13 protein-coding genes are annotated in these 13,390 nt (G+C 51.7%); 10 read left to right on the forward strand and 3 right to left on the reverse strand.

Annotation, left to right across the window (positions count from 1 at the left end):
• Positions 1 to 285: 285 nt before the first annotated feature.
• A complete protein-coding gene (locus D6C13_RS13995; protein ID WP_120133337.1) occupies positions 286 to 1,074 on the forward strand; it encodes an aminoglycoside phosphotransferase in 789 nt (262 codons plus the stop codon).
• A gap of 375 nt (positions 1,075 to 1,449) precedes the next feature.
• Here D6C13_RS13995 and D6C13_RS14000 read toward each other — a convergent pair whose 3' ends face one another.
• Entirely contained in the window at positions 1,450 to 2,223 is a 774-nt protein-coding gene (locus tag D6C13_RS14000; RefSeq protein ID WP_120133338.1) for an IclR family transcriptional regulator, read from the reverse strand.
• Between the two features lie 134 nt (positions 2,224 to 2,357).
• Here D6C13_RS14000 and D6C13_RS14005 point away from each other — a divergent pair, with 134 nt between their 5' ends.
• The 3 genes from D6C13_RS14005 to D6C13_RS14015 all read left to right on the forward strand — a co-directional run bounded on the left by D6C13_RS14005 (position 2,358) and on the right by D6C13_RS14015 (position 5,588).
• Positions 2,358 to 3,782: an amidase gene (locus D6C13_RS14005; RefSeq protein WP_208642898.1), complete on the forward strand. Its 1,425-nt coding sequence runs from the start codon at positions 2,358 to 2,360 to the stop codon at positions 3,780 to 3,782.
• A gap of 82 nt (positions 3,783 to 3,864) precedes the next feature.
• Positions 3,865 to 5,235 carry an MFS transporter gene (locus tag D6C13_RS14010; protein WP_120133340.1) on the forward strand — a complete coding sequence of 457 codons (1,371 nt, stop codon included), beginning with the start codon at positions 3,865 to 3,867 and terminating at the stop codon, positions 5,233 to 5,235.
• 137 nt (positions 5,236 to 5,372) lie between these two features.
• Entirely contained in the window at positions 5,373 to 5,588 is a 216-nt protein-coding gene (locus D6C13_RS14015) for a DUF6434 domain-containing protein (RefSeq protein WP_120133412.1), read from the forward strand.
• A 49-nt stretch (positions 5,589 to 5,637) separates the two neighbouring features.
• On the opposite strand, the gene D6C13_RS14020 is transcribed toward D6C13_RS14015, so the two are convergent.
• The gene (locus D6C13_RS14020) at positions 5,638 to 6,495 is read right to left on the reverse strand and encodes an aldo/keto reductase family oxidoreductase (protein ID WP_120133341.1); all 858 of its coding nucleotides are present in this window, start codon (positions 6,493 to 6,495) and stop codon (positions 5,638 to 5,640) included.
• A 95-nt stretch (positions 6,496 to 6,590) separates the two neighbouring features.
• On the opposite strand from D6C13_RS14020, the gene D6C13_RS14025 reads away from it, so the two are divergent.
• The 6 genes from D6C13_RS14025 to D6C13_RS14050 all read left to right on the forward strand — a co-directional run bounded on the left by D6C13_RS14025 (position 6,591) and on the right by D6C13_RS14050 (position 12,782).
• On the forward strand, positions 6,591 to 7,517 hold the full coding sequence (locus tag D6C13_RS14025; protein ID WP_120133342.1) for a LysR substrate-binding domain-containing protein: 927 nt from the start codon (positions 6,591 to 6,593) through the stop codon (positions 7,515 to 7,517).
• Positions 7,518 to 8,075: 558 nt separating this feature from the next.
• Complete coding sequence (locus tag D6C13_RS14030; RefSeq protein WP_120133343.1) at positions 8,076 to 8,309, forward strand: hypothetical protein; 234 nt, start codon at positions 8,076 to 8,078, stop codon at positions 8,307 to 8,309.
• Positions 8,310 to 8,430: 121 nt separating this feature from the next.
• Positions 8,431 to 9,348, forward strand: a complete 918-nt coding sequence (locus D6C13_RS14035) for a hypothetical protein (protein WP_167458030.1) — start codon at positions 8,431 to 8,433, stop codon at positions 9,346 to 9,348.
• A complete protein-coding gene (locus D6C13_RS14040; protein WP_120133345.1) occupies positions 9,348 to 10,478 on the forward strand; it encodes a BamA/TamA family outer membrane protein in 1,131 nt (376 codons plus the stop codon). Before D6C13_RS14035 ends, D6C13_RS14040 begins: the two co-directional genes overlap by 1 nt.
• On the forward strand, positions 10,475 to 11,596 hold the full coding sequence (locus D6C13_RS14045; RefSeq protein ID WP_120133346.1) for a DUF4056 domain-containing protein: 1,122 nt from the start codon (positions 10,475 to 10,477) through the stop codon (positions 11,594 to 11,596). The genes D6C13_RS14040 and D6C13_RS14045 overlap by 4 nt, the downstream gene beginning before the upstream one ends.
• Positions 11,597 to 11,609: 13 nt before the next feature.
• The gene (locus D6C13_RS14050; RefSeq protein ID WP_425272716.1) at positions 11,610 to 12,782 is read left to right on the forward strand and encodes a BamA/TamA family outer membrane protein; all 1,173 of its coding nucleotides are present in this window, start codon (positions 11,610 to 11,612) and stop codon (positions 12,780 to 12,782) included.
• Here the strand turns inward: D6C13_RS14050 and mntP are convergent.
• Entirely contained in the window at positions 12,779 to 13,351 is a 573-nt protein-coding gene (mntP, locus tag D6C13_RS14055; RefSeq protein WP_120133347.1) for a manganese efflux pump MntP, read from the reverse strand. The two genes, D6C13_RS14050 and mntP, sit on opposite strands and share 4 nt — an antisense overlap.
• Positions 13,352 to 13,390 lie beyond the last annotated feature (39 nt).

A 13,390-nucleotide genomic window follows, 5' to 3' on the forward strand; every position in this document is an offset into this window, starting at 1 on the left:
GCTGTATGAATAACTGTTTAAATATACAGCTATACATCCGAATTTCCAGCCTTGTATTTTTCTGTTTTGCTCTGTCACATTGCGCTAATGTGGCGTCAAGGTCTGCCTTCTGGCACTTAGCAGACTTGTTGCAGCTTCGCTGTGATTGCTAAGTGCCAAGTGCAGACGTTCTACATTTCACAATTTGCTTACAATAGAGAGGCGATCTGGCTACATGACTTGCAGATTGCGCTAAACTCAAACTCCTCTGAATTCATTAATCGACCAACGTTAAAGGCAAGATGGATGTCTGCTGATAATTTATCACGCATGGGTACTGCCAAAGTGACGCTTTTGGTGGATGAAACAGGTCATCAGGTGATCGAAAAATTTCCTGTCAGTGATGTCGAGTTTAATTTTTATCAACACGCAGCCAGGCATCTCGCTCAAGTAGACATTTCCACACCCAAGATGTTGTTTGCCGATCCGTCTACACGCAGGTTAAGACTGGAATATATCCCACACCACGTTGATCAGGACGAAGTGGGACGAGATGAAGTGTTGTCAATTCTGTCTCGCTTACATGGCTATCGACCTGACCCTTCTTGGGTTTATCACAATCACGCCTGGTCAGAAGCAGCCCTCGAAAAATCTCTCATACTTTTGGCATTACCGGGCAGAGCAGCAAAACAGTTACGGTGCTTTCAGCAGGCAAGTGATGTTCTGTTTAGCGGTCAGTGCTTAATTTCAGGCGACAGTAATGCGGGTAATTGGGGAAAAAGGGAGGAGGGTGATTTTGTTCTTTTCGACTGGGAAAGATTCAGCACTGGTAGCCCGGCTATTGACCTTGCCCCACTTATAAAGGGAATGGGTTCTAAACAAAAATTTATTGAGTTTGCTGAACGCTATACCTGCATATCGCGTAATTATAATCCTAATGATTTAGCTAAAGAAATTGCGATTGTTAAAGCATGGATTGTTACCGAGGTAGTCGTACTGCTCAATGAACGGCAGAAAAGTGATTTTCAGTTCTATCTCAACTGGTACAGAGAAAATCTCCCTGCCTGGCTAGATAACACTTTAAAAATGCTTTGATGTTTTCAACCCTACTTGTTTACTAAGGGGGTTGAGAGTCAACCGCGCGGGAAACTACGTTAAGAATCTAACAGCCTGAAATATCAAAACTTATGAGACTGCAATTTGGGGCAATAAAGCGGTAACAAATATCGTTTTTGGACGTTTTGAGACCAGGGCGTATCAACATCGATTTTTGCTACCGCTCAGCGTGGTTTTTTACATCACTGTACATGGAACCCCCTAATGATGGGGATTCTACTATGAGTAGCGATTTTCGCTTCTCGCTCAAACTCCCCTTGGTTCTCCAGTTTGTAGCTTTATGCCAGAAGCAATCTTTAAACTGAGAGGATCTGACCAACAGTGACTGATCCCCGGTTTGCGGATCCCGTCTGCTCAGACGATGCCGGATTGAGTGGCTGTCATCAATAACGGTAGGAGTTCTTCATTGATGCGCTCTGTTGGCCATTGGCTGATTCGGGTTGTGATATTAACGGCGGCAACAATCTGGTGATGAACATTGCGCACAGGCGCTGCAATACCCGACTGCCCAACCATAATTTGTTCAAGAGTCATCGCATATCCCTGCTTCTGAGCCAGTTTGATCTCCTGGAAGAGAATATTTGAATCACACTGTGTTTTTTCCGTATAACGAATCCGCGAGGTGGTTGCCAGGATATTTTGGATCTGATCATCTGCCAGCGTAGATAAAAGTACCCTGCCCGCAGAGGTACTCCATGCTGGCATGCGCCGGCCTGGCAGCATTTCAGTAACCGTTTGTCCAGGCCCCGGAAGACGGGCGATATAAACGATATCGGCGCCGCTCAATAAACTCAGGTTGACTGTAACATCATATTTGTCCCTGATTAGCTTAAGGATTGGCATGGCGCGGGTGATTAGAGGGCTTGCATTCAGGTAGAGAAAGCCCAGCTCCAGTGTTTTATGGGTAAGACTATAACGCCGCGTCTGCTCATCCTTAACCAGATATCCCAGTTCGCACCAGGTGTGTGTTAATCGCTGGGCGGCACTTTTGGTTATATCACATCCCTCGACCAGTTCTGTAAGACCGACCGTACTACGCCCGTCACGAAACAATTCCAGCACCCGCATGCCTTTCTCAATAGATTCTATGAATTGGGGATGAACTCTTTTTTCGTTTGAAATGCTCATTTTTTGAACCTGCTCATAATCCTGGACAAAAAAACCTACCACTTATTGACCATAAAGTGATCCGTCCGTATAGCTTAGTCTCACTTTAAATACTAAGTATTGCAATGCAATACTTATAGCGAGATAGAATGTCGGTGAAACAGAATAGCGAATTAGTAAGCCGTTCGGCATGTGAACTTACGCAAGAGATCCGTAAAGGGCAATTGTCATCACGTGAGCTGGTGTCCGCCAGCCTTGCGCAAATAGAACGGGTCAATCCACATCTGAATGCATTGGTAACAGTAGATGCCAACAGGGCATTAAAAATGGCCGATGCAGCCGATCGCCAGCAAGCACAGGGAGAATCTCTGGGGCCACTTCACGGTTTGCCGGTGGCACATAAAGACAGTTTTCTGACCCAGGGAATGCGAACTACCTGGGGATCAGAAATTTATGCCGACCATATTCCTGCGGAAAATTCACTCATTGTCAGCCGCCAGATCCAGGCAGGCGCTATCAGCGTAGGCAAATCCAACATGCCAGAGTTTGGCGCTGGCTCTCAGACCTTCAATAAGATCTTTGGTTGCACACGTAACCCGTACAACCCGGCGCTCACTTGCGGGGGCAGCAGTGGGGGAGCAGCAGTGGCATTGGCTACCGGGATGGTGTCTCTCGCCGATGGCTCAGATATGGGCGGCTCTCTGCGTAATCCGGCCAGTTTCTGCAACGTTGTCGGACTTCGCCCTTCTGCAGGGCGGGTACCTCTGTGGCCCAACAGCAACAGTTTTGGGCAACTGGGAGTGGCGGGGCCGATGGGACGTACTGTCGCTGATGTTGCGCTTTTGCTGAGTGTTATTGCTGGCCCCGACCCGCGTGACCCACTTTCTATTCCCACGCCAGGAAGTGATTTTCGGGTTTCGCTGGATGCCGACTTCAGGCAGACGCGCGTCGCATTCAGCGCCGATCTCGGTGGGTTGCCTGTCTCTCCGGAAGTTAGAAAGATCACTGAAGAAGGGGTGAAAAGAATTGCCGGAATGGTGCAGGCCGTTGATTACGCGGAACCTTCATTTTCTGGTGCAGCTCGTGCTTTTCAGGTTTTGCGTTCGCTGACCTTTGCAGGCAGTTTCGGTGCATTACTTAAACAGCATCGTCATCAGATGAAGCGAAGCCTGGTATGGAATATTGAACTGTCTCAGGATTTTTCGGCTGAGGATGTCATTGAAGCGGAAGCGGTGCGGGCCCGGCTGTTTCAGGACACGAGGGTACTGCTGAACCAATGGGATTTTCTTGTTACCCCCGTCAGTCAGACCCTGCCATTCCCCGTTGAACAGGAGTTTGTTGAAAACATCAATGGCGAGCCGATGAGTAATTACATCGAATGGATGAACTCCTGTTCATTGATAACTCTGACCGGACATCCGGCAATTTCCATTCCTTGTGGATTTACTGCGGATGGTCTCCCCGTCGGGATTCAGATAGTTGGCCGTTATCGGGATGAGCTGGCGTTACTTAAATTTGCGCACGCCTGTGAAGCGCTGAACAAGCCGTGGTGCTCACCGTCTGTCATCTCCGTCATTTAAGCCCTAACAGTCAATGCTCAACAACCTACGTAAACGCATATTTCTGGCGTGATAATAATTTCTAAATACACGAGGAATAAGTATGGCTTACCCTGCAAAAACATCGCATTTCCAGCGCCAGCCGACCAGGGCGGCGCTGGGTTCCTTTCTTGGTACGCTGATTGAATGGTTTGATTTTTATATCTTTGCCACTGCATCAGCCCTGATTTTCAACCATGTGTTCTTCCCTGAGACAACGCCCGTTATCGGGATACTTTCTTCCTTCGCGACCCTTGCAGTAGGCTTTTTTGCCCGTCCGCTAGGAGGGATTATTTTCGGTAACATTGGCGATCGCGTAGGGCGAAAGCCTGCACTCGTAATGACGCTTGTGTTAATGGGCGGTGCGACGGTCGGAATTGGTTTACTTCCCTCCTATGAGCAAGCGGGAATACTGGCGCCTGTTTTACTTGTTTTGCTGAGGATCCTCCAGGGGATTGCTGTCGGCGGTGAATGGGGCGGGGCGGTATTGCTGGCCAATGAACACGCACCTGAGGGGAAGAAAAGTTTTTATTCTTCTTTCGCCCAGCTGGGCAGCCCCGCCGGGCTTATTCTCGCGTTACTCGCCTTTCGCTATATCAGCAGTTTGCCAGACGAAGATTTATATAGCTGGGGATGGCGACTGCCCTTTATCGGCAGCCTGCTGTTATTAATAGTGGCATTTATTATTCGTCGGGGCGTGAACGAATCCCCTGAATTTCAATCAGACAAAATCGCTGAGGATGCACAGAAATTGCCTTCACCGGTACGTGTGGTATTACGTGAGTCCTGGCCTAAAGTCTTACTGGTGATGGGGGCCTGTACGATTGGCATCTCATCGGCATATTTCACTAACACGTTTATGATTGCCTACACCACGCAATTTTTAGGGTTGGATAGCTCGGTTATTCTGGGGTGTCTGTCCATTGTGGCGATAGTGCAGTTGATCAACCAGCCCATTGCAGCCTGGCTTTCTGATAAGGTTGGAACCGGCACTTTTCTGCTCATTGCTTCTGGCGGTAGCATGCTGGTGCCATACATCATGTTTACCCTGGTTGAGACACAACAGAGTGGATACATCATTCTTGGTATCTCGCTGGCTAAGATATTCTCTTCTGCATTTTACGCGGTGATTGCGGGATACGTTGTGAGTGTTTTTCCAGTCAGGCAACGTTACTCCGGCATATCCCTCGCTTATCAGACATGCGGCGCATTGATTGGGGGGACGACACCTTTTATCGGGACACTCATTGCAGGGAACAGTAATGGGCAGTGGTGGCCACTTGCCTTGTTTTATTCCGTTTTATCGGCGATCTCATTTATTTGCGTACTCATCCTGATTATCTGGCAGCGTTCAGCGGCTAATGTTGTCACCTCGTCCGGATGCGTAATGGAAGGGGACAAAGTAATCTCTGAGGTAGCAGACTCTCGTGTATAGACATGACCTGTAGAGTCAAGGATGAGATCACCCGATGTCTCAGGCGACTATTCATGCAGTGACGATATAGAAAAGGGCGGGCGCCTCATTTAATCTTTATGTCGTTTGCCCTATTTGCCGTTACCGGAGCGTGAATGATGAAAATCGACTGGCACAGCGCATTACTGACACGTACTACGCGCGTGGATAAAGATTACAAGAACACCCAGAATGTCCGGCGTTTCATGATTGAGCAGTGCGGGGATGATTTTCGGTTCGATCGTGATTTTATGGCCTGGATCCGCAATGAGAGCCCTAAAACTCTGGGCGATGTGGCCGAGGAGTGGAAGCGCAGGCAGTCGCCGCACCGCTGATATTTAAAATACTGAGTCCTCATTTCTGAGGACCCAGTTCACCAGTTCTTCAGTTCATCCCGTTCAGCTTTTTCATCACGTCATCAGATAAATTCAGACGCGCACTGGCCAGATTCTCCTGCAAATGCTCCGGCGATGACGTGCCGGGGATCAGCAGGATGTTCGGCGAGCGTCGTAGCAGCCAGGCCAGTGCGACCTGCATCGGCGTGGCCTGTAAGTCCGCGGCGACCTCATCAAGTTGCGTTGACTGCAACGGGGAAAATCCGCCCAGCGGGAAGAAGGGCACGTAGGCGATGCCCTGAGCTGCCAGTGTATCCACCAGCGCGTCGTCATGGCGGTTGGCCAGGTTATACATATTTTGCACGCAGGCAATCGGCGTCAGTTTTTGTGCGTCTTCTACCTGTTTTGCCGTGACATTACTCAGGCCAATATGACGGACCAAACCGCGTTCTTTCAGCTTAATCATCGCCTCCAGTTGCGGTTCCAGTGATCCTTCTTTCGGCTGATGAATATCCAGCATGCTGCGCAGGTTCACCACTTCCATTGCCTCAAGTCCCAGATTGCGCAGGTTGTCTTCCACCGCGCTGACCAGTTCCTGCGGCGTAAAAGCCGTTAACCAGCCTCCTTTTTCATCCCGGCGCGCGCCAACTTTCGTGACGATGCACAGGTTGCTGGCGTAAGGATGCAGGGCTTTTTTAATAAGCTTATTGGTTTCGTGCGGGCCGTAAAAATCGCTGGTATCAATATGACTTACGCCGCTTGCCACAGCATCGCGCAATACCTGAATCGCGCGGGCTTCATCCTTTACCGGACCAAAAACACCCGGCCCCGCCAGCTGCATGGCACCGTAACCTAAACGTGATACTTCGCGGTCGCCGAGACGATAAGTCATTGAGGGGTGTGACATGGGATTCTCCTTGATAAGTGTTCATTGATTGTAGCGGTGCGCTGGCTGTGCAACTATCCGGTGAAATCAGGACAAACTGTACGAGGTTACGCACAATGCCGATGGATATCGCTCTGTTGCACGCGGTGGTTGAGGTGGCGAAAGCCGGTGGATTTCGTGAGGCGGCGCGGGTTACCGGCAGCAATGCGTCCCGGCTGAGTGACGCGGTACGTCGCGCCGAACAGCAGCTCGGCATCCGGTTATTTCATCGTACCACGCGCACCGTGGTGCTGACCGAAGCGGGTAAGGCATTGATTGAGCGGCTGCTGCCCGCCATGAATGAGGTGAATGCGGCACTGGATGCGCTCAACCGATACCGCCACACGCCGGGCGGCGTACTGCGTCTGAATGTTCCGGTCAGTGCCTCGCGGCTGGTTTTGCCTGCGCTGGTGCCGGAGTTTCTGCGGCGCTTTCCTGACATTCAGCTGGAAATCATCGCCGAAAGTAATGTACAGGATGTGTTTCGTGATGGCTGTGATGCCGGTATCCGTTATGACGAACGTCTGGAGCAGGACATGGTGGCGATCCCCATCGGCCCGCGTATTCAGCGCTACGCCGCGGCGGCGTCGCCGGATTATCTTAATGAATACGGCAGACCGTCGCATCCGCGGGATTTGATCCCGCACCGCTGTCTGCGCGGGCGCTATGCCAGCGGCATCATGCCCGGCTGGGAATTCGAGCACGAAGGTGAAACGCTCAGCGTGCAGGTAAGCGGTCCGCTGGTGGTCAGCGTCGGTGGTGCGGTAGATCTGGCGGTAGAGGCGGCGATCGCAGGGACGGGAATTATTTATCTGTTCGAAGAGTGGCTGCGGCCCGCCATCACCAGCGGAAAACTGGAGCCCATTTTGCAACCGTGGTGGCTGTCGTTCTCCGGCCCGTGGCTTTATTACAACGACCGCCGCCTGATCCCCGCGCCTTTGCAGGCGTTCATTGATTTTGTGCGTGAAGATAATCTGCGCCGCGCGCGACCCTCGTTCGCCTGAAAGTTACTTTGTTAACTGTGGCGATCACTGCATTTATTGATGGGTGTTAAGTTAAATTCTGTATAGTAATGCTTTGAAACGTCAGATTACGTTTTGAATTAACAGGCCATATGTGGTTTTCAGCGGTGAGGGCTATACGGTAGGTTCGAACAGTTGCAGGGCAACAGCACGGGGCTTGAGGGGATAATTTGTTTATTTTTAAACAAATTAACAGAATAAAAATTAAGGATACCGTTGCCAAATTTCAGCGTTCCACCATCATTGCCATAAAGCCTGATTTAGGCAGAAGGTTTTGATGAACAGGGAGGTAAGTCGTTTTTGAGGGGAAAGCAAACCCCTAAGGGCAAATAAACTCTCACAAAAAATAAAAAGATGTGTCTGTTTGCTAGAAAAAATTTTACTTCGTGACTAGCCTTTAGCGAAGCATCATCCCGATGAAAAAACTCAGTTCTTTGCCTGTTTGGCGAGAATTGTGATGACTTAACGTGCCTCCGAAGGCATAAATCGCGCACATAGTTTGCGCTGAGTGTGTTCTTTACGTTTTATCAGGGTCCAGAGATGAATCATTTTGTCCGCATTTCCGGCCATGAAGGCGGAGGATTATCGCGTTTAACCGCAGCATTTTTCCTGCTTATCCTTCTCGCCTGCCAGTCCGTGTATGTCGTCTCTGACTCTTCAGCCGTTCTTCTTTCGTGGAACGATTCCGACACAAAATCCAGGATCATCGATTTTGTGCAGTCCGTCACTCAGGAAGGCAGTGACGGCAAGATATTGATTTATCGGGGGCTTTAGCCTCCTTTCAAATGATTCTCTGTGAAAACCGTGAACTTAAGGGCGGAAGAACAATATGAACAGGTTCAACGGAACACAAAAACTCCTGGTCGTTCTGTGTTTGTGGTGGGCACCACAAGCCATGGCAGATACGACAGGGGGAAGCGATGTAAAAGATTCTGGCAGCGATGGTCGCACTTTTCCTATCTGGGGCGATGAGGCGCGCGCGCGTGGCTATTCCATTCCTCTGCCGTTTGGGGTCAATCTCAGCTACATGAACATGCGCCAGAACGTCGATGTCGACAGTATTACTTTCTCCGGCCTGAAGTTGGGATCGCACCCGATCCCTTCCGATATGTTTAATATTGATGTCGCTAAAACCCGCGAACGCAGCCAGACGGAAAACCTGCGCCTCGATATGTGGGTGTTTCCTTTCCTGAATGTCTACGGGTTGCTCGGGTACACCAAAGGCTCATCGGTTTCGAATGTTTCAGTGGATGCGGATCCGTCGCGCTATACCGGTCTCGACCGTGTTATCGCTTCCTCAGTGCATAGTCTGAACCGCAGCGGAGATTTAAAGGATATTGATTTTACACTCGATTTTCAGGGTAGAACCATTGGCACCGGCTTCACCCTGGCGGGTGGCTATGGCAACTGGTTTACGCTGGTCGATACCAACTATACCCGCACCGATTTTGATATCCTCGACGGCAGTATTTCAGCTGTGACAGTGTCACCTCGCGTGGGGTATCGGTTTACACTGCCGGGCGTGGCCGGGCCTTCGCACCTGAGTCTTTGGGTCGGCAGCATGTATCAGGACGTGCAGCAGGAATTTAAAGGTAAGCTTTCCGATTTGCATATGCCTGCGGAACTCCAGCCGCTGATCTCGACCGTCAATCAGGACGATGACGGTCGGTTTGACGTCAAACAACATCTTAATTCGCCGTGGAATATGCTCATCGGCGCACAGTATGAAATCACGCAAAACTTCAACGTGCTGTCGGAAATCGGTTTCAACGACCGCAACAGTTTCTTCCTGGCGGGTGAATATCGCTTCTGATGAACAAAGCTGGATTATTACTGAGCGCATTACTGAGTCTGATGGCGGCACCTTTGAATGCTGAAGAACTGACGCATGAGGAAATTGACGGTTTCCTCAATAAACTCGGTGCAGATAACCATTTCGATGCCAGCAAAGGCGTGAACTGGAGCGTTCTGCCGGGGCCGTTTTACACACCGGAACTCAAGCTGGGGCTCGGAACGGCCGTCGCGGGGGTTTATCGTGTCGATCCTGCCGATAAAGTCACACAAAACTCCTCTATTTCCTTTACCGGTTTTGTCAGTACCAGTGGCGCACTGGGACTGGGTTTGACCAATTACACATTTTTCAGTGACGACCAGTGGCGGCTATTTGTCGATGGATCACTGGCCAAAATTCCCACCGGCTTCTGGGGGGTTGGCTATGACGCGGCACAGGGAGATGAGATGAAGTACACAGAGAATACGCTGCGCCTGCATCCGCAGATTTTCTACCGGCTGGCAGACCATTTATACGGCGGTGTGGGCTGGAATTTTTCAACCATCCATGCAGACGTTGATGATCCGGCTCCAAACGATGTGTTTGAGCGTTATGGCGCAGATACCACGTCACTCAGTTCCGGCGGCACCGTAGCGGTGAATTACGATACCCGCGATGTGATCACCCGTCCGCAGCACGGCCAGTTTTTCAGTGCCGAATACAGCGTTTTTGATCCGGCCATTGGGTCCGATACCCATTTCACTGCGTTGCAGTTGCAGTACAACCACTATCAGCCGCTCAGTGACACAGAGGTGCTGGCGTTTGACCTCTGGGGGCGTTTCTCTCAGGGAGATGTGCCGTGGGATCAGCTTTCAGAAGCCGGTGATGACCGCCGTCTGCGCGGTTATTATCAGGGGCAGTATCGCGATAAAGACGTGGTCAGCACCCAGCTTGAATACCGTAAAAAACTCAACTGGCGCAATGGTTATGTATTGTGGGTCGGGGCGGGGGCGCTGGGCGATAAACCGGGTGACCTGAATTCCCATCCGATATTGCCTAACGCTGGCGCGGGTTACCGTTTCGAAGTGAAGCCGGACATGAATGTTCGTCTGGATCTCGGTTTTGGTCGCGACAGCACCGGATTTTATTTTCAGATTGCGGAGGCCTTTTGAAACGCATTTACCTGTGGGCCTTGTTACTCGGCCTGGCGCCGCTAAGCTACGCACAAATTCCGACCGGGGACATTTTACCCGTGGAGTCCGCAACCCGCGCATGGCCGGTGGCGCGACATCTCGAAGCGCCGGAGTCCCTGCGTCCGTGCTGTGCTTTCGGTTATGACCTGCACGTTCGTGCTATTGGTGTGCCGGTGCCGGTTTACCAGATTGGTAACGTGCTGTCGGTGGAGACACTGGGCTCGCACCTTTACAACGACAGCGCACTGGCTGCGGTGAAAAATATTGTCGGAATAAGCGAAGAGAAAAGCGGGCTGATCTACACCCGGCGGGGCGGTTTTATTGATATTGCCCATGTGCGTGACACGGCGGATAACACGTTCTATCTTTTTACCCGGATCTACCCGCGCCTCGGCAGTGACTGGCGCCTGTTTTACAGCGAGGAACTGGGGCTGCGGCGCATTCAGCTCAAACGCTTTACACCGCCGTCTTCTCCGGCAGAGCGTTATACGCTGGCCGCCTGGCTGGCGGGGCATCTGGCATTCCAGCTGGCGCAATGGCATGAAATCGCCCAGTGGTATGGTTTCCAGTCGGTAAAAGGTTTTTCAGAAGAAGTCTCGGCATTTTCACCGGAAGATCTCTATTCCAACCTTCTGGGCGCCCGACTGGCGATTAACGTTATCTTGCAGGGAAACGCCGGAACGACCGAAAAATATAACGCCGCGATGGAAAAAGCATTGCGTAGCACGCTGACCCAACTGGGTGCGGTGAGTGAAGCCGAAACTGAGCGTCAGTTTCATGAGGTGGATGGCGTCTGGTGGAACAGCCATCGTCGCGTGCCAGATAAGTTTCTGGTGCTGAACCGTAATTACATTCTGAGCGATACCCGTTATCCCACACCGGTCCCTTTCGAGAAAACGCCGCCTTACCAGCTGATCATGCCGGAAAAAGTCGCGGGACATTCTCTGGCGCACCTCGGGCAGCTGCAAATTTATCCGGGTAACGATATGCGCGGTCTGAAAGCGCCCGCTCACTTCTACACGCCAGCACAGTTTCCGGCACTGGCGGAAAAGGCGAAATATGCCGACCAGATCCAGTTACAGCAGCTGCATAAGTAAACGGAGAAAAGGTATGTCCGAATGCAGAACGATACCTTTGCGGCGGTTAGCGCAAATAAGCTGTAGCGGACTGATGCTGTTTCTGCTGGGAATGGCGCAGGCCAACGCCGCGGAGCTGATTGACCCCACCGACGATATGCTGGATATGAGCGATTATCTGCGGGAAAACCGTTATGGATTTCTGCCGGTTCCGGTGGTGATCACCGAACCGGCTGTCGGTTACGGCGGCGGATTATTCGGGCTGTTTTTGCATGATACCGGGGAAGATAAAAACGCCGATCCGCTTAAACCGCACGTCCCGGCGGCGATGAGCGCATTGGGCGGCGGCGGTACGCAAAATGGCACCTGGTTTGCGGGAGGCGGTCACCGCCATACCTGGAATGACGACAGCATCCGTTATCTGGGCGCAGTGGGTTATGCCGATATCAATCTGGATATTTATTCCGGTAACATCGCTGGTTTTGGCAACGGTAAGGGCATTAATACCACCACACGCGGCTACGGCGGGATGCAGAAACTCCAGTTCCGGGTCGCTGATACGCCGGTGTTCGTCGGTGTTTCCCAGTTTTATGCCCATATGAAAGTTTCCGCCGACGACAATCCCCTGGTAAACCGTGTCTTTCAGCAGGTGCTGGGGGAATCGAGTACCACTTCCGGCGTCGGGCTGGTGGCGGAGTACGATTCTACTGATAATTTCTTCTACCCTCGCAAAGGGCTGTCGCTGACCGGTGAATACCAGTTTTACACCCATTTTCTCGGCGGTGATTATCGCTATGACCTGCTCAATATCGACGGGCGTTATTTCTACCCGCTGGGCACAGATTTCACGCTGGTGGTGGCCGGGAATTATCAGTCGTTGTCGCGCCATGACAAACACCTTCCGCCGATGGCAAGGCCCTACATCAATTTGCGCGGGATTTCCCGTTACCGGTATCAGGGGGACTATGTCAGTACGGTGCAGACCCAGCTGGAGTGGCAGGTCACGCCGCGCTGGATAGTGCAGGCATTTACCGGTGCGGGGAGCGCAGGGAAAACAGCCGGGAGTCTTTATGAACAAACGGAAGTGGCATGGGGCGGGGGGTTCCGTTATCTGATTGCACGCCAGTTCGGGCTTTATACCGGTATTGACGTGGCATTCAGTGACAACGAACAGGCGCTCTATTTCAATCTGGGTGCAGGGCTCTAGTTTAACAGCCCAAGATGTTCGACCAGAATCGAAGTACCGATGCCAATCAGCACCACGCCACCGAGGATCTCCGCCCATTTGCCAATCGCCGCGCCAAGATAACGGCCCAGCAGCATACCGGACGTTGCCATAATGGTGGTGGCCGCGCCAATCGTCAGTGCCATCACCAGAATATTCACCTGAAGGAACGCCAGTCCTACGCCGACGGCCATCGCATCCAGACTGGTGGCGACAGCGGTGGTGACCAGCAGCCAGAAACCGTGGCGACGCGGCGCTTCAGTCTCTTCTGCGGTGTCTTTTTTAAAGGCTTCCACAATCATGCGGATACCGAGTATCAGCAGCAGGGTGAAGGCCACCCAGTGATCCCAGTTCATAATAAACTGGCTGGCCGCCAGACCAATACCCCAGCCGATCACCGGCGTAATGGCTTCGATCACACCAAAAATAAGTCCGGTACGTATTGCCTCTTTCAATGGCGGACGGTGCAGTGACGCGCCTTTGCCGATTGCCGCTGCGAACGCATCCATGGACATGCCGAACGCCAGAATGAGGATTGTATAAAGTTGCATAAAACGGACCAGTCAGGCCTTCGGGAAGAAAAAAGGCTG

The organism is Rahnella woolbedingensis (assembly GCF_003602095.1).
GTDB classification, from domain to species: domain Bacteria; phylum Pseudomonadota; class Gammaproteobacteria; order Enterobacterales; family Enterobacteriaceae; genus Rahnella; species Rahnella woolbedingensis.

Excerpts from the sequence above, each read along its gene's own strand:
- D6C13_RS14025 (WP_120133342.1), top strand. The coding sequence starts at position 6,591 with ATGCCGATGGATATCGCTCTGTTGCACGCGGTGGTTGAGGTGGCGAAA.
- D6C13_RS13995 (WP_120133337.1), top strand. The coding sequence starts at position 286 with ATGTCTGCTGATAATTTATCACGCATGGGTACTGCCAAAGTGACGCTT.
- D6C13_RS14050 (WP_425272716.1), top strand. The coding sequence starts at position 11,610 with ATGTCCGAATGCAGAACGATACCTTTGCGGCGGTTAGCGCAAATAAGC.
- D6C13_RS14010 (WP_120133340.1), top strand. The coding sequence starts at position 3,865 with ATGGCTTACCCTGCAAAAACATCGCATTTCCAGCGCCAGCCGACCAGG.
- D6C13_RS14020 (WP_120133341.1), bottom strand. The coding sequence starts at position 6,495 with ATGTCACACCCCTCAATGACTTATCGTCTCGGCGACCGCGAAGTATCA.
- D6C13_RS14000 (WP_120133338.1), bottom strand. The coding sequence starts at position 2,223 with ATGAGCATTTCAAACGAAAAAAGAGTTCATCCCCAATTCATAGAATCT.
- D6C13_RS14015 (WP_120133412.1), top strand. The coding sequence starts at position 5,373 with ATGAAAATCGACTGGCACAGCGCATTACTGACACGTACTACGCGCGTG.
- D6C13_RS14035 (WP_167458030.1), top strand. The coding sequence starts at position 8,431 with ATGGCAGATACGACAGGGGGAAGCGATGTAAAAGATTCTGGCAGCGAT.
- D6C13_RS14040 (WP_120133345.1), top strand. The coding sequence starts at position 9,348 with ATGAACAAAGCTGGATTATTACTGAGCGCATTACTGAGTCTGATGGCG.
- mntP (WP_120133347.1), bottom strand. The coding sequence starts at position 13,351 with ATGCAACTTTATACAATCCTCATTCTGGCGTTCGGCATGTCCATGGAT.
- D6C13_RS14030 (WP_120133343.1), top strand. The coding sequence starts at position 8,076 with ATGAATCATTTTGTCCGCATTTCCGGCCATGAAGGCGGAGGATTATCG.